Source organism: Streptomyces sp. SD15, from assembly GCF_054462255.1.
In genome coordinates, this window is record NZ_JBTLMO010000033.1 from 36,568 (window position 1) to 57,265 (window position 20,698).

Here is a 20,698-nt window from a genome sequence, read left to right on the forward strand (position 1 = left end):
CCCGGGCACCGGCGCCGCCACAACCACCGCGTGCGCCCTCCGGGGTCGCCGGGGGCCACCGCGTCACATGAGCAGGTCGTCTACTTGTGCTTCACCTTCACGGTACCTGCGGGCGATCTCGGCACTGCAATCGTCGGCCGTGCGCTGGAGCTGCTGGCGCCGCCGGGAGACCTGCTGCTCGTAGCGCACCAGCCGCCCCATTCCCGCGGCGAGCTCGTCGTCCGTACGGGCTTCCAGGTCCGACAGCTCCACCTCGGAGAGCATGTCCGAGGCCAGCCGCCGGTACTCCTCGCCGTGCGGCGTGCCCACCGTCACATGGCGGGCCGACGAACGGTGCCGGGCGGGCGCGTCCGTGAGGATCTCCGGGAGCCGTTCGACGACGGAGGGCGCGCCTCCGGACTCGACGACCGCCGCCCCCCGTGAACCCGAGCCCGACCCAGAGGCCGTACCCGAACCCGACCCCGAACCCGCGCCCGAAGCCTGCGCCCGCAGGCCCCCGCGCCGCGCCAGCTCCGCCCGCAGGATGTCGATACGTCCCTGGAGCAGCCGCCGCACATAGCTGAGGTCGGCCTCGTCCCGCTGCGCGTCACGCCGCAGGGTCCGCAGCTCGGGCAGCCGCAGCAGGGCCAGATCGTGCGCGGGCGGATCCAGGGGCAGCGCGCTGTCGATGCGCTGCGTCGGAGGGCGATGGGCTCCGGCGCGACCGCCTCCCGCCCGCGGACTCGTACGGGTCAATGACACCCCGGACGGCTGCCCGGTACTCGGTGTGCTCATGTGCCTCTACCGTCCCCTCGACCGGTGCGGTCCACCCCACGGTTGCACCGCAACACACGCATCGTGCCACCCCAAGTGGCCGCTATGTGACCGAGTGCTCCCGATAGGCCCCAGATGGGGGGGTAAGGAGCAAAAAGAAACCCCCCTAAAGGACCCTATCGAGGCCCGAAAGGACCCCCTGAAGCAGTTCTTCGACCGCACGGCATGATGGTCCCCATGCGTGCGGTGGTGCAGAGGGTGGACGGCGCGAGCGTCGTCGTGGACGGCGAGACGGTCGGCGAGATCAGTGGCGAGGGGCTGTGCGTCCTGGTGGGCGTCACGCACGACGACACCAAGGAGAAGGCGGCCCAACTCGCCCGCAAACTCTGGTCGATCCGGATGCTGAGCGACGAGAAGTCGTGCAGTGACATCGCCGCGCCACTGCTCGTGATCAGCCAGTTCACCCTGTACGGAGACGCCCGCAAGGGACGCCGTCCCACCTGGAACACGGCCGCCCCCGGCGACGTCGCCGAGCCCCTCGTCGACGAGGTGGTCTCTCAACTCCGCGCGCTGGGCGCGACGGTGGCGACGGGCCGTTTCGGCGCGCAGATGCGCGTCTCGCTGACGAACGACGGCCCGTTCACGGTCATCGTCGAGATGTAGCCCGTACGGCGGCTACGGCTCGACCACGACCTCCTGCGCCGCGGCGGTCGTGTCGGCCAGCAGCCGCGCGTCCACCGGCACGTTCCGCTTCACCAGGCCCAGGGCGATCGGGCCGAGCTCGTGATGGCGTACGGAGGTGGTGATGAAACCGATCTTCCGGCCTTCGGGCCCGTCGTCCGCGAGCCGGAGCTCGGTGCCGTGCGGCGGCAGATGCACCTCGCTGCCGTCCAGGTGCAGGAAGACCAGCCGGCGCGGGGGCTTGCCCAGGTTCTGGACCCGGGCGACGGTCTCCTGGCCCCGGTAGCAGCCCTTCTGCAGATGCACCGCACTGCCGATCCAGCCCAGCTCGTGCGGGATGGTGCGGTGATCGGTCTCGAAGCCGAGCCGCGGCCGGTGGTGTTCGACGCGCAGCGCCTCGTACGCGAGCAGCCCGGCCGCCGGGCCGGTCTTCGCGGCGTACGACTCCAGGTCCGTGCGCGGAAGGAAGAGGTCACGCCCGTACGGCGTCTCGCGTACGACGACGCCCTCGGGGACCTCGGCGATGGAGCCGGCCGGCAGATGCACGACCGCGAAGTCGGCGGTGCGGTCGGCGACTTCGACGCGGTAGAAGAACTTCATGGACTCCAGGTACGCGATCAGCGCGTCCTGGGTGCCGGGTTCCACGTGGGCCCAGGTCGTGGCGCCGTCGTCGACGAGGTACAGCGCGTGCTCGACGTGGCCGTGCGCGGAGAGGATCAGCGCCTCGGTGGCGCGGCCCACCGGGAGGTCGCTGACGTGCTGGGTGAGCAGCAGGTGCAGCCAGCTGAGCCGGTCGTCGCCGGTGACGGTGACGACGCCGCGGTGCGACAGGTCCACGAAACCGGTGCCGTCGGCGAGGGCGCGCTGCTCGCGGAACAGGTCGCCGTAGTGTGCGGCGACCTCTTCGTCCACACCCTCGGCGGGAACGGCGCCGGGCAGGGACAGGAGGGGGCTCTTCATATCCACACAGCCTACGACCGAGTAATCGCCGATTTTATTTCTTGGTGCCGAGATCGGTATCGAGCTCGGCACCCGGCTCGGTACCGAGCTTGGCCGCGCACTCCTTGCAGCGGCCGAAGATCGCGAAGTGCTTCATGTCCGTCTGGAAGCCGAACGTGTCACGGAGCTTCGCGGTGAACTCCGCAGCGACCGAGAGGTCGGCCTCGATGACGTTCGTACAGTCCCGGCACACCAGGTGTATGTGGTGGTGCCGGTCCGCGAGATGGTACGTCGGCGCCCCGTGCCCCAGATGCGCATGGCTGACCAGGCCGAGCTCCTCCAGGAGCTCCAGGGTCCGGTAGACGGTGGAAATGTTGACCCCCGACGCCGTTCTCCTCACTTCGATGAGGATGTCGTCGGGGGTCGCGTGCTCCAGGGTGTCCACGGCTTCGAGGACAAGCTGGCGCTGCGGCGTCAGCCGGTAGCCGCGCTGCCTCAGGTCGCTCTTCCAGTCGGTGCTCACCACACTGGAAAGTCTAGGGCTACTTGAAGAAAGCGATCCCGTCGTCCGGCATGTCGTCGGGGAGGGCCTTGGCCCAGCGCTCGACGTCCTCCGGGGTGACGACCTTCTTCAGCTGCGCGGACATGTAGGGGCGCAGCTCGACCTCGGGGGTCTGCTTCTCGCCGACCCACATGAGGTCGCTCTTCACATAGCCGTAAAGGCGCTTGCCACCGGTGTACGGGCCGGACGCGGCGGTGCGCGCCACGGCATCGGTGGTCAGGTCGATCTGCGGCTGCTTGGCGGCCAGGTCGCCGTACCAGACTTCGACGACACCGTCGTCGCGGGTCATGACGACCTCGACCTTGCGGTCGGAGTCGATACGCCAGAAGCCGGACTCGGTCTCCAGCGGCCGGACCTTGTTCCCGTCGGCGTCGAGCACCCAGGTGTGCGAGTGGTACTCCAGGAAGTCCCGCCCGTCGTGGGTGAAGGTGACCTCCTGGCCGAAGTTGCACTTCTCGGAGCCGGGGAAGTCGTGGACGCCCGCACCGGCCCAGTTGCCGAGCAGGAAGGCAAGCGGAAGCAGGTCCTTGTGCAGGTCGGACGGGATCTCGATCATGAGGTCGGAAATTCCTTGATGGGGGTCAGCGCTGGCCCTGGTACAGCTTCTTCACGGCCAGCCCGGCGAAGGCGAGAACGCCGACGCAGACCAGGACCAGCAGGGTTTCGAAGAAGATCTCCACGGGGTGCTCCTCGGATGAGCGTGGTGGGCGGTACTAGAGCCGGGTCCCACTCTAGTCGGGTGGGACCCGGCGCTCTCTGCGAGGTGGGCCCTGACGGCTCAGCCGAGCAGTTGGCTCTGCAGGACCACCCTCCAGCACACGATGCTGTCGACGAGTTGATCACGATGCGGACTCCCCGGACTACGATGCGACCATGGCGAAGAAGCTCGTGATCAAGGTGACGGCGGGGGCCGATGCCCCCGAGCGCTGCTCGCAGGCGTTCACGGTCGCGGCGGTGGCCGTGGCCAGTGGAGTCGAGGTCTCCCTCTGGCTGACCGGCGAGTCCTCGTGGTTCGCGCTCCCGGGCCGGGCCGCCGAGTTCGAGCTCCCGCACGCCGCCCCGCTGCCCGACCTGCTCGACTCGGTCCTGGCCGCCGGGCGCATCACGCTGTGCACGCAGTGCGCGGCCCGGCGCGACATCACGGAGAAGGACGTCCTGGACGGCGTACGCATCGCGGGCGCCCAGGTCTTCGTCCAGGAGGCGATGGCGGACGAGACGCAGGCGCTCGTCTACTGAGCCGACCCCACCCACAGACAGAACGGGTGCCCTGCCGGGTCGAGGAAGACCCGTACGTCGTCCTGCGGCTGGTAGGCGGCGAGCCTGGCTCCCTCGGCGAGGGCGCGGGCCGTCTCCGCCGGCAGGTCGTCCACCTCGATGTCGAGGTGGAACATCGCGCGCTGGTCGCCGGGGGCACTGGGCCAGACCGGTGGGACGTACGTGCGTTCGGTCTGGAAGGAGAGCGCGGTGCCGCCGCCCGGGGGACCGATCAGCACCCAGTCCGGCTCCTGCGCGCGCACCACGTACCCGAGCAGCCGCTGGTAGAAGTCGGCGAGCACATGGGCATCCTGCGCTTCGAAGGCAACGGTCGACAGCCTCGCACTCACACGCACTCCCGGGTGTCAGGGCCTGAAGATGACGGGGCCTGGAGACGACAGGGCCCGCAGATGACAGGGCACGGGCCGCTAGGGCCGCCGCTTCTTGCCGTCCAGTTCGTCCCACCACTCGTCGGACTTCGGATCCCCGGACGGGTCGTCCCACCAGCGGTCATCGGGCCCACGTCGGTTGGCCACCATCGCGGCGAGCGGCGGAATCACCATCGCCACCACGCACATCCCGACAGCCACGGGAATCGACCAGAGCCGCACGACTCCCCAGGCCAGGACGAAGAGACCGATGCACGTCCCCATCATGACGAAGTAGACGTGGCGCCGCCGTACGTACATGCGTCCAGCGTAGGCCTGACAACGCCGTCCGGCGCGGGTCCGGAAGCCGTCCGGCGCCACTCGGGCATGCTGAAGGGCCGCACCCCGATCCGGTAAGCGTCCAACCCCCGGGGGTGCGGCCCTTCAGCCGTTCGAGCGGTGCCGTCAGACGGCGATGGCGACCTCGGCGAGGCCGCCCGTCTGGGCGACGACCGTGCGGTCCGCGGTGCCGCCGGGGACCAGGGCCCGTACGGTCCACGTGCCCTCGGCCGCGTAGAAGCGGAACTGGCCCGTCGCGGAGGTGGGGACCTCCGCCGTGAACTCGCCGGTCGAGTCCAGGAGACGGACGTAGCCCGTCACCGGCTCGCCGTCGCGGGTCACCTGGCCCTGGATCGTGGTCTCACCGGGCTTGATCGTCGAGGCGTCGGGGCCGCCGGCCTTCGCTCCACACATATTTCGATTCCGTCCTTCAGTCCTTCAGGCCTTGAGAGTTACTTGTTGGCGCCGAGCTCGATCGGGACGCCGACGAGGGAGCCGTACTCGGTCCAGGAGCCGTCGTAGTTCTTGACGTTCTCCACACCGAGCAGCTCGTGCAGCACGAACCAGGTGAGCGCGGAACGCTCACCGATACGGCAGTACGCGATGGTGTCCTTCGCCAGGTCCACCTGCTCGTCGGCGTAGAGCTCCTTGAGCTCGTCGTCCGACTTGAAGGTACCGTCGTCGTTGGCGTTCTTCGACCACGGGATGTTGCGCGCGGACGGGACGTGACCCGGGCGCTGCGACTGCTCCTGCGGCAGGTGGGCCGGGGCCAGCAGCTTGCCGCTGAACTCGTCGGGCGAGCGGACGTCGACCAGGTTCTGCGAACCGATGGCCGCCACGACGTCGTCACGGAAGGCGCGGATCGCGGTGTTCTGGGCCTTGGCCTTGTAGTCGGTCGCGGCGCGCTCGGGCACCTGCGAGCCGTCGACCAGGTCGCGGGAGTCGAGCTCCCACTTCTTGCGGCCGCCGTCGAGGAGCTTCACGTTCTCGTGGCCGTACAGCTTGAAGTACCAGTAGGCGTACGAGGCGAACCAGTTGTTGTTGCCGCCGTAGAGCACGACCAGCGTGTCGTTGGCGATGCCCTTCGACGACAGGAGCTTCTCGAAGCCCTCCTGGTCGATGAAGTCACGGCGGACCGGGTCCTGGAGGTCCTTGGTCCAGTCGATCCGGATCGCGTTCTTGATGTGGTTCTTCTCGTACGCGGACGTGTCCTCGTCGACCTCGACGATGGCCACGCTCGGGTCGTCCAGGTGGTCCTGGACCCAGTCGGCGTCTACCAGGACGTCGCTGCGGCTCATGCTCGTTCTCCTCCGGGGCAGTTGCGGCGGGGCGGTGCGTTAGAGAGGGGGTGCGCGGTCATGCCGGTCCGGCCTGCGCGGCGCACGAGGGCCCTGACAAGGAGGGCCGGGGAAGTCGGAAGGTCGAACGAAGAACGAACGCTTCCGCTCAGAAGGTGCGACAGAGCATGGCGGCGACGCGGCACAGGTCTACTGCCCGCCGCTTCGTGAGGTCCGCCTGTCGCTTCATGTGTCCGATCGTAGGGACGGACAGCCGGACATGTCACCGGTGTGTCGGATGCTGAGATGCGATCGTCCGGGATGTGGGATGAGATGACCGCCCCGGCCGCACCCGCCCCGATTCCGGGCGCCCGCGGCCGTCACCACCTCGACAGCGCATCTACTGGGCGGACGGGGCTGTCTCGTCCTTCGGACGGCGCCCTCCGTACGGTCCGTCCTACCCGACCAGCCGGACGTCCGAACCCTTCACCGAGATGTCCACGCCGTCCGCCGCCGCCTCGACCTTGTCGAGCTGGATGCCGCCCGGCAGCTGGTCGATCTTCTGCTCGAAGTCGATGCCCGCGCGCACCTGGTCCTCCGCGAGGTCGACGCCCAGCTCGGGCAGCGAGTCGGCGTGCACCCGGACCGTGTCGCCCCCGACGACGGTGACCGAGCTGAGTACGGAGACCGACTGGGGTACCTCGGCGCCGCCGACGCTGACCTTGAGCGAAACCTTGATCTTGCCGTCGCCGCCGTCGGAGAGGCTGACGACCTCGACGGTGACACCGGGCGCGACCTGCGTGGCATCGGACTTGGCTACCTCGAGGAGCTCGGCGTACGCGATGGTCGCGGTGCCGGTGGCGCTGCCGGCGGTGGCGGAGCTGTAGTCGCCGCTGAACTCGACGCCGTGCATCTCGGCGTTCAGGTCGTCGATGCGGATGCTGCCGTCGGAGGCGTTGGTGCCGCCCGTCGCCGCCTCGTAGTCCTTGATGCCGATCTTCACGTCGTCGAGCTCGCCGCCGACGACCTGGGTGAGGAAGGGGAAGCCCTCGATGGACACGTCGGGGGTGCCGGCCAGGCCCTCGTTGGCCTTGATCCGGTCCGCCGCCTCGTCCTCCGCGAAGCCGACCGCCACCCGGTCCGCGATCACGAACAGGCCGCCCAGGATGACGGCGACGATCAGGAATATTCGCAGTGCGCGCATGCTCGGTGTTCCCCCAGCTCGACCGGATCCGGCGACCCGAGTGGCCGTCCAGCGCGAAACCTAACCTCGAAGGGCCCCACGAGGGGGCCCTTCGGGGTGGTTGTCGATCAGCTGTGACGAACGGTACGGCCGGGCGGACGACGGGAATTCGACGACAGGACCTAGGACAGGTCCTAGCCGAGCGCGCGTCCCAGCAGATACACCGCCGGCGCCGCGGCGGCCAGCGGCAGGGCCACGCCCGCGGTGAAGTGGACGAAACGGGACGGGTAGTCGTAGCTGGCGACCCGGTGGCCGATCAGCGCGCAGACACCGGCGCCGAGGCCGAGGAAGGCGCCCTGACTGCCCAGGTCCGTCATCCCGCCGACCGCGATTCCGGCGCCCGCGGCGGCCAGCAGCGCCACCACCACGGAGGCCGCGGTGGGCAGCGGCAGCGCGCGGGCCAGGATCGCCGCGGCGACCGCGGCGGCGCCCACCGTGACGGCGTCCGGCTCGGCCGCGAGGTGCCCGGCCGCGACGATCGACAGGGCCGCCGAGGCCACGGTCGCCATCAGGCCGTACATCCGCGTGTCCGCGTCGGCATGGCTGCGCAGTTGCAGGACGAGGGTGAGCAGGACCCACACACCGAGGGTGCCGAGGATCGCCGCGGGCGCGTTCTCCCGGCCCGCGACGAGCAGGGCCACGTCTGCGGTCACCGCGCCCAGGAACGCCAGTGCGATGCCCTGCCGGGCCGGCCACATCCCGTTCAGCCGGAACCATCCCGCCGCGGTGACGGCCTGCAGCAGGACGAGGGGTACGACGAGGGCGTACTCCCCGAGCGCGGCCGTACCCGAGAGCAGCAGCCCGAGCACCGCGGTGAGCGCGGCGGGCTGGATCCCGGGTTCGATGATCGGCGAACGGCCCTCGGCACGGGCGCGCTGGGCGTCGGTGACACGGGCGTTGCCGGTGACGGTCGGGGGGCCGTAGCCGGGGGCGTCCCCGGTCACGGGGGCAGGAACGGGTGCGGGTGCGGGCGCGGGCGCCTCGGGTCGCTGCGGCTGCGGGGTCCGGTCCCAGCCCTGCACCGCGGTCTCCTGCGGGAGGGACTGGGGCGTGACGCCGTACCCGTACGCCTGCGGCTGCCCGTATCCCTGCCCCTGCCCCTGGTACCCCTGAGGCGGCAGATACGCCGTCTCCGCCGCCGACACGGGAGGCTGCACCTGGGTCTCCCAGGTCTGCCCCTCCCACTGCTGGGTGTGCTGCTGCCAGTCGGGGTGTTGCTGTTGTTGTTGCTGGGGCTGCTGCTGAGGCTGCTGCTGAGGCTGCTGCTGAGGCTGCTGCTGAGGCTGCTGATACGGGTCGTACCCCTCGTACCGGCCCTCGTACGGCTGGTTGCTCATCGTCTCGCTCACCCTCCTGCGAACGGCGGGAGCACCTCGACCGTGCCGCCCTCGGCCAGCCGTACCGTCTCATGTCCGCGGGTGCCCACGGGGTCACCGTCGATGAGGAACGAGCATCGCCGCAGGACGCGGACGAGTTCGCCGGGGTGTCGCTCGCGTGCCGCGTCGAGTGCCTCGGCGAGCGTGCCCGCGTCGTACGGCTCCTCGGCGACGCCTGCCGCGGCCTTGGCGGCGGCCCAGTAACGCACCGTGCCCTTTGCCATCTCGTTCCTCATTGCGTGGTTAATGAGCAGTTGCTGTGAACACGGTCAGGCTAGCTCGCGTGTGCGGCGGCCCATTCCCCGATACGGGCCAGCAGCTCGTCGTCCGCCGCGTGCTCGGCGTGTCCCATGCCGTGCTCCAGCCAGAGTTCGGCGTGGTCGCCGGAGGCGGCGGCGAGCATCCGGGGGTGGTCGACCGGGAAGTAGCCGTCCTGGTCGCCGTGGACGATCAGCAGCGGGGTGGGCGCGATGAGAGGGACCGACTCGACCGGGGAGGCCGGCACCGGATCCCACCCGCGGTGGTGGATACGGGTGCGCAGACCGTAGCGGCCCACGACCCGCCCCACCGGCCGGGTTACCAGCCAGTGCACCCGCCGCATAGGGGCCGTACCCCGGTAATACCAACGGGCCGGTGCGCTCACCGAAACCACGGCGTCGGTACGCGCCCCCGTGCGCCCCGCGTGCTCCTCCGCGCTCAGCGCCGCGTGCCGCAGCACCACCGACCCTCCCATCGAGAAGCCGACGGTGACCACGCGCGTGTGCCCGAGTTCACGCGCCCAGGCCACCGCGGCCGCCAGGTCGTGGACCTCTCGGTCACCGACGGTGGAGCTGCCACCGGAGGCGCCGTGACCACGGAAGGAGAAGGTGACCACCGCCGCGCCGCACGCGAAGACGTCGGCGACGCGGCGCACGTGCGGGCGGTCCACACCGCCCGTGAACCCGTGCGCGACCACGATCGCCAAGTCATCAGAAGGCAGCGTTCCAGGGTCGTACGCCGCATCGATCGTCACCCCGTCGACCGTGTGCAGAAACCTCCGCAAAGGGGTGCGCCGGGGCGTCTCAAGGGGTGGACGAAGGGAAGATCCCGTCATTTGACCTGCCGGACCTGAGCTCATGTGGGCTATTCTGCTGGGCATGAGGACTCGGGCAGCGTAGCCCCCGGGTCCTTTTGTGCTTTGTGAAGCGTTGTATACGAAGCGGGAAACCGCAGGTGTACGGGCCCACACAGGCACAGCGGTTCCCAGGGGCGCGGGAGCCGCAGCTACACAGCAGTGCCGCAAACGTCCTCGCAGGGACCGAGGAGGAACCAGACGTTATGGGCGAGCGAACCGTGCACGAACGTAAGACGACCCAGGCAGGTGGGGCGCGATGAGTTCTCTGCTGCTCCTGACCAATGCCCTTCAGCCGTCGACGGAGGTGCTTCCCGCTCTCGGCCTGCTCCTGCACAACGTGCGAGTGGCTCCGGCGGAAGGCCCCGCTCTCGTCGACACCCCCGGTGCCGACGTCATCCTGATCGACGGCCGCCGCGACCTTCCGCAGGTGCGCAGCCTGTGCCAGCTGCTCCGCTCCACGGGACCCGGCTGTCCGCTGATCCTCGTGGTGACGGAGGGCGGCCTCGCGGCCGTCACCGCCGACTGGGGCATCGATGACGTGTTGCTCGACACCGCCGGTCCGGCCGAGGTCGAAGCACGCCTGCGCCTGGCCATGGGCCGGCAGCAGATCGTCAACGACGACTCCCCGATGGAGATCCGCAACGGCGATCTGTCGGTGGACGAGGCGACGTACAGCGCCAAGCTCAAGGGCCGGGTCCTCGACCTGACCTTCAAGGAGTTCGAGCTCCTGAAGTACCTCGCGCAGCACCCGGGCCGCGTCTTCACCCGCGCCCAGCTGCTCCAGGAGGTCTGGGGCTACGACTACTTCGGCGGTACGCGCACGGTCGACGTCCACGTACGACGGCTGCGCGCGAAGCTCGGACCCGAGCACGAGTCGCTGATCGGAACCGTCCGGAACGTCGGTTATCGATTCGTTACACCCGAGAAGGTGGACCGCGCCGCGGACGAGGCGAAGGCCAAGGCGGCCCAGCCAAAGGCGGAGGATGCGGACGAGACGGCGCACCTGGACGCCGTCGACACCGCCACGGTGACGACAGAGGCGTGACCGCGGCATGAGGGAGGCATGACGGCGGCGCAGGAAGCCGCCGTATGACCTGCCCAGAGGCGGGTCCATCCGCGTAGACTCCGCGCGTGGCCAAGGTGACGAGGGACGATGTAGCGCGACTGGCGGGTACGTCCACCGCCGTCGTCAGCTATGTCATCAACAACGGACCGAGGCCGGTTGCCCCGGCCACGCGCGAGCGTGTTCTCGCCGCGATCAAGGAACTGGGGTACCGGCCCGACCGGGTCGCCCAGGCCATGGCGTCGCGGCGGACCGAGCTCATAGGCCTGATCGTGCCGGACGCACGTCAGCCCTTCTTCGGGGAGATGGCGCACGCCGTCGAACAGGCCGCGGCCGAGCGCGGGAAAATGGTCCTCGTCGGCAACTCCGACTACATCGCCGAGCGCGAGGTCCACTATCTGCGGGCCTTCCTCGGTATGCGGGTCTCCGGCCTGATCCTCGTCAGCCACGCCCTGAACGACCACGCGGCCGCCGAGATCGAGGCCTGGGACGCCCGCGTCGTGCTGCTGCACGAGCGCCCCGAGGCGATCGACGACGTGGCCGTCGTCACCGACGACATCGGCGGCGCCCAGCTCGCCACCCGCCATCTGCTCGAGCACGGGTACGACTACGTCGCCTGTCTCGGCGGCCTCGCGGACACCCCCACCGTCGGCGACCCGGTCTCCGACCACGTCGAGGGCTGGCGGCGCGCGATGCAGGAGGCCGGGATCTCGACCGAGGGCCGCCTCTTCGAGGCGCCGTACAACCGCTACGACGCCTATCAGGTCGGCCTTCAGCTGCTCGGCGGCCCGAACCGGCCGCCCGCCATCTTCTGCTCCACCGACGACCAGGCGATCGGCGTGCTGCGCGCTGCCCGCGAGCTGCGCATCGACGTGCCGGGGCAGCTGGCCGTGGCCGGCTTCGACGACGTCAAGGAAGCGGCGCTGACGGACCCGCCGATGACGACGATCGCTTCGGACCGGTCGGCGATGGCCCGCGCGGCCGTCGACCTCGTGCTGGACGACGGGCTGCGGGTCGCGGGGTCACGGCGGGAGCGGTTGAAGGTGTTTCCGTCGCGGTTGGTGGTGCGGCGGTCTTGTGGGTGTGAGTAGACGGGGCACCCTCTGAACCCCTGATTTACGGGCCCCGGCGTCTTTATATGGGGCAAACGAGGTTCTGGCGGGCTTCTCAGCGGGGACTCAGGGAGCTCTCATGATCGGGCGCGAACCTGTTTCACATGACCGAGAGCTTCCGCCGCAGCGGCGAGTACCCCCAGGGCGACGACCACCAGTCCCCGTACCCCCAGCAGCAGCCCGTCTCTTCCACCCCCGTGAACCCCGAGTGGCCTCCCCCGCCGGCGTACGTACCGGCCGCGCCGGTCGCCGTCGAGCCGGGCACCACCGTGTGGCCGGGCTCCGGTCAGGGCGGTAACGGTCAGGGCGGTTCCGGCCACGGCTCGTACGGGGGTTACCCCGAGCCGGACAGCCTCTCCTCCACGGCGGTGCTGACCGCCGAGCCCATCGCCCCCACCCCCACCCCCGCTCCCGCCTCGCCGAAGAAGCGCGCGAAGGGCCCGCTGGCTCTCCTCGCCGCCGTCGCGATAGTCGCCGCCGCCATCGGAGGCGGCACCGCGTACGGCATCCAGGAGCTGACCGGCAAGGACGCCACGTCGAGCAGCACCAGCACCACCGTGGTGCCCACCGCCAAGAAGGGCACCGTCGCCGGTGTCGCCCAGGCGGTCACTCCGAGCATCGTCGAGATCAGCGCGACCTCGAACGCCGGTTCGTCGACCGGCTCGGGCGTGATCATCACGTCCAGCGGCGAGATCATCACCAACAACCACGTCATCTCGGGCGCCTCCGAGATCAAGGTGCAGCTGAGCAACGGCAAGTCGTACACCGCGACGGTCGTCGGCACCGACAGCAAGAAGGACCTGGCGCTCATCAAGCTGGAGAACACTCCCTCCGGCCTGACGGTCGCCACGCTCGGCAACTCCGACGGCGTCCAGGTCGGCGACGACGTCGTCGCGATCGGCTCCCCCGAAGGCCTGACCGGCACCGTCACCAGCGGCATCGTCTCCGCGCTGGACCGTGACGTGACCGTCTCCACCGACGAGAGCCAGGGCCAGCAGCAACAGCAGGGCGACGGCAGCGGCCAGTGGCCGTTCTCCTTCGGTGGCCAGGAGTTCAACGGCGACACGGGCACGTCCACGACGACGTACAAGGCCCTTCAGACCGACGCCTCGCTCAACCCCGGCAACTCCGGCGGCGCACTGATCGACATGAACGGCAACATCATCGGCATCAACTCCGCGATGTACTCGGCCGCGGACTCCACGTCCAGCTCGAGCGCGGGCAGTGTCGGCCTCGGCTTCGCCATCCCGATCAACACCGTCAAGTCCGACCTCGCCAGCCTGCGGGCCGGCGGTTCCGACAGCTGACTTTCCGGTCGGCCGACTCTGGAGGTTCACATGATCACGCGTATCTCCCACACCATGACCGGCGACGACCCGGCCGGGCTCGGCCTGGCCCTCGAAGTGGCGTACGAGCTGCACGCGCCGGGGAGCCGGGCACCGGAAGTGGTCCTTCCGGTCCGGGCTCCGGAGATGATGGGCCTGCGTACCTCCGCCGGGCACCCGCACCGCCGCAAGGTTCCGCTGGGCCGGCTCAGCACGCTGCGGGGCTGACGCACCGGACGGTCGGACAGCACGTCCCGGCCGATCTCCGCCTCCACCCCGGAACCATGCGAGGCTGAAGGCGTCAGAACCACCGTCCACGTCCCACCGCACCCGAGGATCCCCAGCCCATGAGCCCCGCCGAAGGCGACCGTGAAACCCAGCGCATCCTGATCGTCGACGACGAGCCGGCGGTGCGCGAAGCACTCCAGCGCAGCCTCGCCTTCGAGGGGTACGACACCCAGGTCGCGGTCGACGGCGCGGACGCGCTGGAGAAGGCGACCGCGTACCAGCCCGACCTGGTCGTCCTGGACATCCAGATGCCGAGGATGGACGGCCTGACCGCCGCCCGCCGGATGCGCGGCGCGGGCACCACCACCCCCATCCTCATGCTGACCGCCCGCGACACCGTGGGCGACCGCGTCACCGGCCTCGACGCGGGCGCCGACGACTACCTGGTCAAGCCCTTCGAACTCGACGAACTCTTCGCCCGCATCCGGGCGTTGCTGCGCCGCAGCTCGTACGCGGCGACGGCGACCGGCATCGACGAGGACGACGCGCTCACCTTCGGCGACCTCCGCATGGACCTCGCGACCCGCGAGGTCACCCGGGCGGGCCGCCCCGTGGAACTCACCCGCACCGAGTTCACCCTCCTGGAGATGTTCCTGGCCCACCCACGCCAGGTCCTCACCCGCGAGCAGATCCTCAAGGCGGTCTGGGGCTTCGACTTCGAGCCCTCCTCCAACTCCCTCGACGTCTACGTCATGTACCTGCGCCGCAAGACCGAGGCGGGCGGCGAGCCGCGCCTCGTGCACACGGTGCGGGGCGTGGGGTATGTGCTGCGGTCGGGCGGCGCGGAGTGATCAAGGTGATGCGTCACTTCCGCTCCCTGCCGATCCGCTCCCGACTGGCCCTGCTGGTCTCGGCGGCGGTGGCGTTCGCAGTGGCGGCGGTATCGGTGACGTGCTGGTTCATCGTGCGGGGGAAGTTGTACGACGAGATCAACAACGATCTGAGCTCGCAGAAGGGCCCCGTCCCGTACTTGGTGGTCAACGACGCCCTCACCACGTGCGGCGAAGAGCCGACGGGCCCCACCGACTTCCGCAGACGCACCGAGTACTACATGGAGGTGGTCAAGGCGGACGGCAGCGCCTGTGCCCTTGACTCCTCCGCAGGCCTTGTGAAGGTAACCGACAGCGACAAGGAACTGGCCAAGAATCCGGAGCTCGGCGTCAGCAAGTTCCGGAACGGGACCGACAGCAAGGGCAACGCCGTACGAGTGGTGACCCTGCCGCTCGTCCTCAACGACGTTCCCAATAGTGGCGGCGGGCAGTCCCTGCTTCAGGGCGCCGCGCTGATCGTCGCCTACCCCCTCGAGGGCACCCAGTCCACCCTCAACGACCTGGCCCTGCTCCTCCTCCTCGTCGGCGGCATCGGAGTGGTCGGCGCCGGAGCCGCGGGCCTCGCCGTGGCCCGCGCGGGCCTTCGCCCCGTCGACAAGCTCACCGAGGCCGTGGAACACGTCGCCCGTACCGAGGACCTGACGATCCGCATCCCGGTGGAGGAAGACAGCGAGGACGAGATCGCCCGCCTCTCCCGTTCCTTCAACTCGATGACGTCCGCACTGGCCAACTCCCGCGAGCTGCAACAGCAGCTCATCGCGGACGCGGGCCACGAGCTCCGTACGCCCCTGACCTCCCTCCGTACGAACATCGAACTCCTCACCCGCAGCGAGGAGACGGGCCGCCCGATCCCCCCGGCGGACCGCAAGGCGCTCCTCTCCTCGGTGACGGCACAGATGACGGAACTGGCGGCCCTGATCGGCGACTTGCAGACCCTGTCGCGCTCGGACGCGGGCCAGCCGGCGGACCGTATCCAGGTGGTGGACCTCCAGGACACGGTGGAGGCGGCCCTGCACCGCGCCCGCCTGCGCGGCCCCGAACTGACGATCACGGCGGACCTCCAGCCCTGGTTCGTCCGGGCGGAGCCCTCGGCGCTGGAGCGGGCGATCGTCAACATCCTGGACAACGCGGTGAAGTTCAGCCCGGCAGGCGAGTCGGTGAACGTCATCCTCAAGGCTGGCGAACTGACCGTACGCGACCACGGCCCCGGCATCCCCGCCGAGGAACTCCCCCACGTCTTCGACCGCTTCTGGCGCTCCCCGAGCGCCAGGGCCCTCCCGGGATCGGGCCTGGGCCTGTCCATCGTGGCCCGTACGGTGCAGCAGTCGGGCGGCGAGGTATCACTGCAACCGGCGGAGGGCGGCGGCACGGTGGCGACGGTACGCCTGCCGGGCGCACCGACACCGCCGCCGGGCCAGGGTCCGGATGATGCCGAGGCTCAGTAGAAACCGAGCATTCCTGGCGAGCCGATGTCCACAGCAAGGAAGCCCGGCGGATAGTCGTCCTCGCGCTCCGTCAGGATGATGGACATGCCGCCGGTCTCCTGGTGCGGAGTGGCGACGTAGATCGTGTGGCAGGTATCCGCACCGCCCCACCCGTCACGCACCATCCCGCCGACCGCGGTGGCCGCCGTCTGCCCGAGGGGGTCAACGAGGATTCCCGGGAGAGCAAGCAGCTTGCTCGCGGCTCCCTTGTCGGCTTCCTCCGCCCGCATGAGGCAAAGCGCCGGGATATGGAGCCAGTCGCCCGGCGTATGCGCGACGTTGTCCACAAGACGGTGCAGGGATACATGGCCCTGCGTAAGGGCGGTGGCCGCGCTGGTGTCCAGGATGATCACGCAGCGTGCCCTCGACGGGCATGGGCCTTCTCCGCCGCCATGGCGTACACGTTGGCCAGGACGTCCGGCCCGCTGTCGAATTCCTCGTCCGACAACGTGCACCCCATCCGCTCACGCAGGGCTTTGCGCGTGGCCGCCACGCGCTCGGCGATCTGCTCAGCGGTCGGCTGCTCGGCCGCGAGCTGCTCGACGAGCTGCCCCAGCGTCATGCCGCGATCCTTGGCCACCTGGGCGAGGTGGTCGCGGACTTCCTTGGTCACCTGAATGGTGGTGTGCTCGGCCATAGAATCACCATAGCTCCACTAGCATGCACCGGGGGGCGTCCTCACACGGAAGAGGCCTCCTCGCACTCCTCTCCGATTTTGACCTCCGCCCAACGGCGCCCCTGCCCTGGGCATCCCACCGAGGCCCCCTGAGCGCGGGGGCCCTACCTGACTCGGGCCTGGTCCTGGCCCTGGGGCACCCGCGGAAAGAGCGTCTGAACTTCCACGCCTGCCCAAGTCCTGAACCAGAGGAAACGGGTCTGGTCCGCTCGCGCGTCGGCGTTTTCACGTGACCGTCGGGGCCGCCCGCTTCTTTGTCAGTGTCGTGCTTCCACGGCCCGCCTCAAGGGCGCTTCGCGTCGCCTTCGGCGATCGGCCTACGGCCGCCCCTTGACCCGGGCCGTTCCAGCACGGGGAAGAAGCGAGCGAGCGGCCCGGAAAGCGGGGGTCCCAGGTCGGCCGACGGACGGGGTGGGTTGCGTTGCGAGCCGGGGTGGACGGGCGCGACCGCGCCTCGCCTGCACGCCGGGCCGGCTTAGCGGCGGACGGTGAGTGGGAGCGTACGCCCGGCGGAGTGGGGGCACGCCGTGGCGGCTTGGCGACTTACGGCCGGTGGGCCGCACCCACCGGCCCAGGGTGTGCCCCACCTGTCACATCCACCTCGCCCATCACGCCTCCGGAGGTAATTGGTGCGTTTGGGCCACGACGAGGACAGCCGACCTGGGCTTTCCTCTCCCGGGTGGCCCAAATCCTCCAATTACTCGGTCACGGCCCGCTCGCCGCGTCCCCTGAGGGGGCATCCCCGCCGTCCGGGGCATCGCCCGCCACCCCGTGACCACGGACAGCTCCCACCACCCACCGGCCGCCCGCCGCCAAGCCGCACCGGCGTGCCCCCACTCCGCCGGGCGTACGCTCCCACTCACCGTCGGCCGCTAAGCCGGCCCGGCGTGCAGGCGAGGCGCGACCGCGCCCGTCCACCCCGGTCCACAGCCCAACCGACGGCTCCCGCAAACCGACCCGGGCCCCCGCTTTCCCCAGGCCGCCCGCTCGCTTCTCACCCGTGCTGGAGCGAGCCGAGTCAAGGGGCGGCCGCAGGCCGATCGGCGCAGCCGACGCGACCGGAGGGAGCGCCCTTTACTCGGCTCGCGGAAGCACGACACTGGCAAAGAAGCGGGCGGCCCCAACGGCAACCCCACCACAGGCGCCCACAGCACCAACGTCGCTCCTACGACCCCGACCCTGACCTCTACCAGAAACGACGCCCACGCCGACGTGCCGAACACCAGCACCGGATCGGCCTGTGCGGAGTGAGGGAAACGCACCGCTCACTGCCAGAAGATCTCTTCCACCACGATCTGGGGATCTTCGGTTCGACGTACGAAGGTGTACTTCAACCAGCCCTTGCCGTTGTCGAAGAAGCAAAGGTGGCGGCCCTTCGGAACAGTGGACTGGTCCGGCATGACCCTCATGCCGTCGGGAAGCCCGGCATCAGTATCGATGCCTCGAAAGTACGGGTCTTTCGCCGTGACCAGTTCGGCGCGCGCGGCGAGGACCATCTCACGAGCGTGGTCGGGCAGTGCCTCGAAGGTGACGAGAGCATCGATCCGCCAGTCCGCTTGCCAAGGCGGCCCCATGAACCCATCAGTCACTCGCCGGGCTCCAGTTCTCGGACCCGGTAGTAAATCTTCGCCGCCTCTTCAAGGAGGGCTTTGGCTTCGGCGATGTCGGTGCACTCGTACGCGGCTCGGTGTTCGAGATCAAGTACGTGCGCGTTCAGTTTGGGGTCGCGGGCGATGGCGTACTGACCCCACCAGCGGGCCATGAACGCCGGCACCGGACCGAGGTCGTAGGTGTCGGCGATCGCCCACTTCCAGTGCGCGTCGAAATCCGGGAGAAGTTCGGGAGTGTGCTCGGCGATGGCCTCGCGCAGCGCCTTCGGGGTCCGCTCGGGCATGGGGGGGACGACCGCATCGGGTTCCGCAGCGTGGGCAGCCATGATCGATGTCCTCCTTCGACGCGCCGTGTCTACGACCATAGCCGCGCTCCCCGTCCCCGCACGGATCGTCCGCGCACCGGCTCCGGCCGAGACAGCAGGCCCTGGGCGCGGATCTTCTCGGCGGCCGGCGCGTACAGGTTGGCCACTGCGTCCGCAAAGGGGTCGATGGTCATGTTCTCTGCCATGACGTCACCGTGGCCGGACCGCACCCCTTCCCGTCCCGGTTTCCCGCACGCTTCACCGGACCGTGTTCACACCCGCGTCACCCTTGACGCCCTCCATGAACGCGGACCAGGACACCGCCGAGAAGACCAGCAGGCGGTCCGTCGGGGTCTTGCTGTCCCGGACGGGGACGAGGCCGGGGTAGCCGTCGGCGACCTCGACGCAGTTGTTGTCTCCCCCGTCGCTGTAGCTCGACTTGCGCCAGGCCGCGTTGCTGAGGTCGGGGGTGGACTTCATGACCTGTGTTCCTCCAGAACGCCCCTGATGAACGTCAGCGAGTCCGACGGGGGCAGCGCCAAGTCTCGGAGGCGATCGTAGGACAAGCGGTGGCGCAGGACCCCCTCCGAATCGTCGATCAACTCGCCGCCGCCGTTGCCTTCCTTGTAGGCAACGGCACTTCCGTCCATCTGCCACAGCAGAGTCAGAGAACCGTCGATGAGGTGGTGCACGCCGGTCGCGAAGGGCAGCACCTGGAGCGCAACGTTCGGCCACATCGCCACGGCTTCGATGCGAAGCAGCTGGTCGTCCCAAGTCTTCGCGGTGGCAGCCGGGCGCCGGAACGCGTACTCGTCGATGATGAACCGGACGTTGGGCGCCGGGTCTCTGCGCAACAGAAGCTGCCGCCCCATGCGCGCGGCCACCTGTTCCTCGACCTCTTCGCTGTTGCCAGCCGTTGCCTGAGCGCCAGACAACACCTCGCGGGCGAAATCCTCTGTCTGCAACAGCCCGGGCACGCCAAGCGTGAGCTTGTGCATGACCCGCGCCGTCGCCTCCAGCCCCATGAACCGCTTGTACTTGTCCTTGAAGGCGTCGTGCCGCGCCACCTTCCACAGCTGAACCAGCAGGTCACCGGACCCGTAGTAGCGGTCCAGGTCCTCCATGACCACCATCTTGGACAGCCGCTTGCCCGACTCCATCCGGCTCAGATAACTCTTGTCGTACCCGCTCTCGTCAGCCAGTTGCCCCAGTGACTTCCCGGCCTTCTCCCGCAGATGCCGGAGCGTCCGGCCCAACCCCGCGAGCCCCGACTCCCCTTCCCCGTCAACAAGTTCGTCCACGTCACCCCTCCCTGTTGCCTGGCGGCCCAGACAACACCAGCCCCCTTCCGCAGAGTACGCCCGAGCAGTGACGATCGAGACACGAACGGTAATCACCGCTCGTCAGAGCACCGTGAAAAGGGAGCGCCGCCATGGCCGAATGCATCGCGGGATTCTGGGAGTTGCTACTGCTGGCGCTGGTACGCGCCCTGCTCCCCGCCCGGGGCCGGCACCGAGCCGCCCAGGTCCAACCCCCGGGACAGGGAAGCCCGTTGGCACCCGCCTCACCCTTACTCTCCGGCCGCCCCCTCGACGTATGGCCCTTCGAGCCGGACACGCATCTCGTACGCCCGTACCTCCTCACCCCACAAGAGCGCCACGAGCGGCGGCTGCGACGGCAGCGGCGGCGCGCGCTGTGGCTCGCCGTGCACGGCATCGACGTAGGCCCCCGCCACATCCACGGAGTGGAGGTGCCCGCGTGAGCGCCCCCGAGGAAACATCGACGACCGTGACGCTGCGGCTGCTCCCCTGGACGCCCCCCGAAGGCAAGCCCTGCTATCTGAGCACCGACAGCGAGCACAGCCGCCTCTCCCTCCTCGCCGACGACATGGAGGCGGCCCAGTTGGACTCCGGGGAACAGGTCCTCGCCGGAGCCAAGGCCGTACTCTCCGATCCCAAGGCGGGCGAGCGGGCGGTCCGCTTCGCGCTCACCCGGGCGACGGAGTCCCTGGCCGACGTACTCCGCGTCGCGGTCAGCCGGGGCACGCGCATCCTCGGAGACGAGGAGTGACCTCGCGCCGGCGGCAGGGTGAAGCGAGC

The 20,698-nt window shown here is 69.6% G+C and carries 30 protein-coding genes; 10 read left to right on the forward strand and 20 right to left on the reverse strand.

Annotated features, from left to right (window positions below; translation table 11 throughout):
• Window positions 1-63 precede the first annotated feature (63 nt).
• Entirely contained in the window at window positions 64-774 is a 711-nt protein-coding gene (locus ACX28W_RS28435) for an RsiG family protein (RefSeq protein WP_459002496.1), read from the reverse strand.
• A 216-nt stretch (window positions 775-990) separates the two neighbouring features.
• Here ACX28W_RS28435 and dtd point away from each other — a divergent pair, with 216 nt between their 5' ends.
• Window positions 991-1,416 carry a D-aminoacyl-tRNA deacylase gene (gene dtd, locus ACX28W_RS28440; protein ID WP_459002497.1) on the forward strand — a complete coding sequence of 142 codons (426 nt, stop codon included), beginning with the start codon at window positions 991-993 and terminating at the stop codon, window positions 1,414-1,416.
• A 12-nt stretch (window positions 1,417-1,428) separates the two neighbouring features.
• Here dtd and ygfZ read toward each other — a convergent pair whose 3' ends face one another.
• Genes ygfZ through ACX28W_RS28455 form a run of 3 tightly spaced genes read right to left on the reverse strand, consistent with a single transcriptional unit; the run spans window position 1,429 to window position 3,491 of the window.
• Window positions 1,429-2,394, reverse strand: a complete 966-nt coding sequence (gene ygfZ / locus ACX28W_RS28445; protein ID WP_459002498.1) for a CAF17-like 4Fe-4S cluster assembly/insertion protein YgfZ — start codon at window positions 2,392-2,394, stop codon at window positions 1,429-1,431.
• Window positions 2,395-2,428: 34 nt separating this feature from the next.
• Window positions 2,429-2,899 carry a Fur family transcriptional regulator gene (locus ACX28W_RS28450; RefSeq protein WP_459002499.1) on the reverse strand — a complete coding sequence of 157 codons (471 nt, stop codon included), beginning with the start codon at window positions 2,897-2,899 and terminating at the stop codon, window positions 2,429-2,431.
• Between the two features lie 16 nt (window positions 2,900-2,915).
• A complete protein-coding gene (locus ACX28W_RS28455; protein WP_362067319.1) occupies window positions 2,916-3,491 on the reverse strand; it encodes a heme-binding beta-barrel domain-containing protein in 576 nt (191 codons plus the stop codon).
• 317 nt (window positions 3,492-3,808) lie between these two features.
• Here ACX28W_RS28455 and ACX28W_RS28460 point away from each other — a divergent pair, with 317 nt between their 5' ends.
• Window positions 3,809-4,171 (forward strand): DsrE family protein, encoded by a 363-nt coding sequence (locus ACX28W_RS28460; RefSeq protein WP_459002500.1) that lies wholly within the window; start codon window positions 3,809-3,811, stop codon window positions 4,169-4,171.
• Here the strand turns inward: ACX28W_RS28460 and ACX28W_RS28465 are convergent.
• The 9 genes from ACX28W_RS28465 to ACX28W_RS28505 all read right to left on the reverse strand — a co-directional run bounded on the left by ACX28W_RS28465 (window position 4,165) and on the right by ACX28W_RS28505 (window position 9,909).
• Window positions 4,165-4,539 (reverse strand): VOC family protein, encoded by a 375-nt coding sequence (locus tag ACX28W_RS28465; protein WP_459002502.1) that lies wholly within the window; start codon window positions 4,537-4,539, stop codon window positions 4,165-4,167. The genes ACX28W_RS28460 and ACX28W_RS28465 overlap by 7 nt on opposite strands.
• Window positions 4,540-4,617: 78 nt before the next feature.
• Window positions 4,618-4,878: a DUF3099 domain-containing protein gene (locus ACX28W_RS28470; protein ID WP_459002503.1), complete on the reverse strand. Its 261-nt coding sequence runs from the start codon at window positions 4,876-4,878 to the stop codon at window positions 4,618-4,620.
• Window positions 4,879-5,022: 144 nt separating this feature from the next.
• Complete coding sequence (locus ACX28W_RS28475; RefSeq protein WP_054232391.1) at window positions 5,023-5,310, reverse strand: DUF1416 domain-containing protein; 288 nt, start codon at window positions 5,308-5,310, stop codon at window positions 5,023-5,025.
• 38 nt (window positions 5,311-5,348) lie between these two features.
• The gene (locus ACX28W_RS28480) at window positions 5,349-6,194 is read right to left on the reverse strand and encodes a sulfurtransferase (RefSeq protein WP_459002504.1); all 846 of its coding nucleotides are present in this window, start codon (window positions 6,192-6,194) and stop codon (window positions 5,349-5,351) included.
• 148 nt (window positions 6,195-6,342) lie between these two features.
• Window positions 6,343-6,423, reverse strand: coding sequence for a putative leader peptide (locus tag ACX28W_RS28485; RefSeq protein ID WP_350310325.1), 81 nt, complete (start codon window positions 6,421-6,423; stop codon window positions 6,343-6,345).
• A gap of 207 nt (window positions 6,424-6,630) precedes the next feature.
• Complete coding sequence (locus ACX28W_RS28490; RefSeq protein ID WP_459002505.1) at window positions 6,631-7,377, reverse strand: LmeA family phospholipid-binding protein; 747 nt, start codon at window positions 7,375-7,377, stop codon at window positions 6,631-6,633.
• Between the two features lie 173 nt (window positions 7,378-7,550).
• On the reverse strand, window positions 7,551-8,753 hold the full coding sequence (locus ACX28W_RS28495) for a hypothetical protein (RefSeq protein WP_459002506.1): 1,203 nt from the start codon (window positions 8,751-8,753) through the stop codon (window positions 7,551-7,553).
• A gap of 8 nt (window positions 8,754-8,761) precedes the next feature.
• Window positions 8,762-9,016 carry a MoaD/ThiS family protein gene (locus tag ACX28W_RS28500; RefSeq protein ID WP_362067333.1) on the reverse strand — a complete coding sequence of 85 codons (255 nt, stop codon included), beginning with the start codon at window positions 9,014-9,016 and terminating at the stop codon, window positions 8,762-8,764.
• Between the two features lie 50 nt (window positions 9,017-9,066).
• Window positions 9,067-9,909: an alpha/beta hydrolase gene (locus tag ACX28W_RS28505; protein WP_459002507.1), complete on the reverse strand. Its 843-nt coding sequence runs from the start codon at window positions 9,907-9,909 to the stop codon at window positions 9,067-9,069.
• A gap of 253 nt (window positions 9,910-10,162) precedes the next feature.
• Between ACX28W_RS28505 and ACX28W_RS28510 the strand changes: the two genes are divergently transcribed.
• From ACX28W_RS28510 to ACX28W_RS28535, 6 genes are all read left to right on the forward strand, one after another.
• On the forward strand, window positions 10,163-10,951 hold the full coding sequence (locus ACX28W_RS28510) for a response regulator transcription factor (protein ID WP_459002508.1): 789 nt from the start codon (window positions 10,163-10,165) through the stop codon (window positions 10,949-10,951).
• Window positions 10,952-11,037: 86 nt separating this feature from the next.
• On the forward strand, window positions 11,038-12,060 hold the full coding sequence (locus tag ACX28W_RS28515; RefSeq protein ID WP_459002509.1) for a LacI family DNA-binding transcriptional regulator: 1,023 nt from the start codon (window positions 11,038-11,040) through the stop codon (window positions 12,058-12,060).
• 125 nt (window positions 12,061-12,185) lie between these two features.
• Window positions 12,186-13,388 carry a S1C family serine protease gene (locus ACX28W_RS28520; protein WP_459002510.1) on the forward strand — a complete coding sequence of 401 codons (1,203 nt, stop codon included), beginning with the start codon at window positions 12,186-12,188 and terminating at the stop codon, window positions 13,386-13,388.
• A gap of 30 nt (window positions 13,389-13,418) precedes the next feature.
• Window positions 13,419-13,634: a hypothetical protein gene (locus ACX28W_RS28525; RefSeq protein ID WP_459002511.1), complete on the forward strand. Its 216-nt coding sequence runs from the start codon at window positions 13,419-13,421 to the stop codon at window positions 13,632-13,634.
• A gap of 119 nt (window positions 13,635-13,753) precedes the next feature.
• Entirely contained in the window at window positions 13,754-14,485 is a 732-nt protein-coding gene (locus tag ACX28W_RS28530) for a response regulator transcription factor (RefSeq protein WP_362067345.1), read from the forward strand.
• 8 nt (window positions 14,486-14,493) lie between these two features.
• Window positions 14,494-15,969, forward strand: coding sequence for a sensor histidine kinase (locus ACX28W_RS28535; protein ID WP_459002571.1), 1,476 nt, complete (start codon window positions 14,494-14,496; stop codon window positions 15,967-15,969).
• On the opposite strand, the gene ACX28W_RS28540 is transcribed toward ACX28W_RS28535, so the two are convergent.
• The 7 genes from ACX28W_RS28540 to ACX28W_RS28570 all read right to left on the reverse strand — a co-directional run bounded on the left by ACX28W_RS28540 (window position 15,963) and on the right by ACX28W_RS28570 (window position 19,900).
• Entirely contained in the window at window positions 15,963-16,361 is a 399-nt protein-coding gene (locus ACX28W_RS28540; RefSeq protein WP_459002512.1) for a hypothetical protein, read from the reverse strand. The two genes, ACX28W_RS28535 and ACX28W_RS28540, sit on opposite strands and share 7 nt — an antisense overlap.
• Complete coding sequence (locus ACX28W_RS28545; protein WP_362067351.1) at window positions 16,358-16,645, reverse strand: hypothetical protein; 288 nt, start codon at window positions 16,643-16,645, stop codon at window positions 16,358-16,360. Before ACX28W_RS28545 ends, ACX28W_RS28540 begins: the two co-directional genes overlap by 4 nt.
• A 1,304-nt stretch (window positions 16,646-17,949) precedes the next feature.
• Entirely contained in the window at window positions 17,950-18,273 is a 324-nt protein-coding gene (locus tag ACX28W_RS28550) for a hypothetical protein (RefSeq protein WP_362067353.1), read from the reverse strand.
• The gene (locus ACX28W_RS28555) at window positions 18,270-18,620 is read right to left on the reverse strand and encodes a DUF6247 family protein (protein ID WP_459002513.1); all 351 of its coding nucleotides are present in this window, start codon (window positions 18,618-18,620) and stop codon (window positions 18,270-18,272) included. Before ACX28W_RS28555 ends, ACX28W_RS28550 begins: the two co-directional genes overlap by 4 nt.
• A 29-nt stretch (window positions 18,621-18,649) precedes the next feature.
• On the reverse strand, window positions 18,650-18,805 hold the full coding sequence (locus ACX28W_RS28560; protein ID WP_459002514.1) for a hypothetical protein: 156 nt from the start codon (window positions 18,803-18,805) through the stop codon (window positions 18,650-18,652).
• 52 nt (window positions 18,806-18,857) lie between these two features.
• A complete protein-coding gene (locus tag ACX28W_RS28565) occupies window positions 18,858-19,079 on the reverse strand; it encodes a DUF397 domain-containing protein (RefSeq protein WP_459002515.1) in 222 nt (73 codons plus the stop codon).
• On the reverse strand, window positions 19,076-19,900 hold the full coding sequence (locus tag ACX28W_RS28570; protein ID WP_459002516.1) for a helix-turn-helix domain-containing protein: 825 nt from the start codon (window positions 19,898-19,900) through the stop codon (window positions 19,076-19,078). The genes ACX28W_RS28565 and ACX28W_RS28570 overlap by 4 nt, the downstream gene beginning before the upstream one ends.
• 131 nt (window positions 19,901-20,031) lie before the next feature.
• Here ACX28W_RS28570 and ACX28W_RS28575 point away from each other — a divergent pair, with 131 nt between their 5' ends.
• Both ACX28W_RS28575 and ACX28W_RS28580 read left to right on the forward strand, forming a co-directional pair.
• A complete protein-coding gene (locus tag ACX28W_RS28575; protein WP_459002517.1) occupies window positions 20,032-20,361 on the forward strand; it encodes a hypothetical protein in 330 nt (109 codons plus the stop codon).
• Complete coding sequence (locus tag ACX28W_RS28580; protein WP_459002518.1) at window positions 20,358-20,669, forward strand: hypothetical protein; 312 nt, start codon at window positions 20,358-20,360, stop codon at window positions 20,667-20,669. The genes ACX28W_RS28575 and ACX28W_RS28580 overlap by 4 nt, the downstream gene beginning before the upstream one ends.
• Window positions 20,670-20,698: the final 29 nt, after the last annotated feature.

What these genes read in the sequence shown, in the direction of transcription:
- ACX28W_RS28560 (WP_459002514.1), bottom strand. Translation starts at nt 18,805, where the DNA reads ATGGCAGAGAACATGACCATCGACCCCTTTGCGGACGCAGTGGCCAAC.
- ACX28W_RS28525 (WP_459002511.1), top strand. Translation starts at nt 13,419, where the DNA reads ATGATCACGCGTATCTCCCACACCATGACCGGCGACGACCCGGCCGGG.
- ygfZ (WP_459002498.1), bottom strand. Translation starts at nt 2,394, where the DNA reads ATGAAGAGCCCCCTCCTGTCCCTGCCCGGCGCCGTTCCCGCCGAGGGT.
- ACX28W_RS28520 (WP_459002510.1), top strand. Translation starts at nt 12,186, where the DNA reads ATGACCGAGAGCTTCCGCCGCAGCGGCGAGTACCCCCAGGGCGACGAC.
- ACX28W_RS28460 (WP_459002500.1), top strand. Translation starts at nt 3,809, where the DNA reads ATGGCGAAGAAGCTCGTGATCAAGGTGACGGCGGGGGCCGATGCCCCC.
- ACX28W_RS28555 (WP_459002513.1), bottom strand. Translation starts at nt 18,620, where the DNA reads ATGGCTGCCCACGCTGCGGAACCCGATGCGGTCGTCCCCCCCATGCCC.
- ACX28W_RS28475 (WP_054232391.1), bottom strand. Translation starts at nt 5,310, where the DNA reads ATGTGTGGAGCGAAGGCCGGCGGCCCCGACGCCTCGACGATCAAGCCC.
- ACX28W_RS28535 (WP_459002571.1), top strand. Translation starts at nt 14,494, where the DNA reads ATGCGTCACTTCCGCTCCCTGCCGATCCGCTCCCGACTGGCCCTGCTG.
- ACX28W_RS28435 (WP_459002496.1), bottom strand. Translation starts at nt 774, where the DNA reads ATGAGCACACCGAGTACCGGGCAGCCGTCCGGGGTGTCATTGACCCGT.
- ACX28W_RS28485 (WP_350310325.1), bottom strand. Translation starts at nt 6,423, where the DNA reads ATGAAGCGACAGGCGGACCTCACGAAGCGGCGGGCAGTAGACCTGTGC.
- dtd (WP_459002497.1), top strand. Translation starts at nt 991, where the DNA reads ATGCGTGCGGTGGTGCAGAGGGTGGACGGCGCGAGCGTCGTCGTGGAC.
- ACX28W_RS28480 (WP_459002504.1), bottom strand. Translation starts at nt 6,194, where the DNA reads ATGAGCCGCAGCGACGTCCTGGTAGACGCCGACTGGGTCCAGGACCAC.
- ACX28W_RS28510 (WP_459002508.1), top strand. Translation starts at nt 10,163, where the DNA reads ATGAGTTCTCTGCTGCTCCTGACCAATGCCCTTCAGCCGTCGACGGAG.
- ACX28W_RS28455 (WP_362067319.1), bottom strand. Translation starts at nt 3,491, where the DNA reads ATGATCGAGATCCCGTCCGACCTGCACAAGGACCTGCTTCCGCTTGCC.
- ACX28W_RS28545 (WP_362067351.1), bottom strand. Translation starts at nt 16,645, where the DNA reads ATGGCCGAGCACACCACCATTCAGGTGACCAAGGAAGTCCGCGACCAC.
- ACX28W_RS28505 (WP_459002507.1), bottom strand. Translation starts at nt 9,909, where the DNA reads ATGAGCTCAGGTCCGGCAGGTCAAATGACGGGATCTTCCCTTCGTCCA.
- ACX28W_RS28565 (WP_459002515.1), bottom strand. Translation starts at nt 19,079, where the DNA reads ATGAAGTCCACCCCCGACCTCAGCAACGCGGCCTGGCGCAAGTCGAGC.
- ACX28W_RS28470 (WP_459002503.1), bottom strand. Translation starts at nt 4,878, where the DNA reads ATGTACGTACGGCGGCGCCACGTCTACTTCGTCATGATGGGGACGTGC.
- ACX28W_RS28530 (WP_362067345.1), top strand. Translation starts at nt 13,754, where the DNA reads ATGAGCCCCGCCGAAGGCGACCGTGAAACCCAGCGCATCCTGATCGTC.
- ACX28W_RS28495 (WP_459002506.1), bottom strand. Translation starts at nt 8,753, where the DNA reads ATGAGCAACCAGCCGTACGAGGGCCGGTACGAGGGGTACGACCCGTAT.
- ACX28W_RS28490 (WP_459002505.1), bottom strand. Translation starts at nt 7,377, where the DNA reads ATGCGCGCACTGCGAATATTCCTGATCGTCGCCGTCATCCTGGGCGGC.
- ACX28W_RS28575 (WP_459002517.1), top strand. Translation starts at nt 20,032, where the DNA reads ATGGCCGAATGCATCGCGGGATTCTGGGAGTTGCTACTGCTGGCGCTG.
- ACX28W_RS28500 (WP_362067333.1), bottom strand. Translation starts at nt 9,016, where the DNA reads ATGGCAAAGGGCACGGTGCGTTACTGGGCCGCCGCCAAGGCCGCGGCA.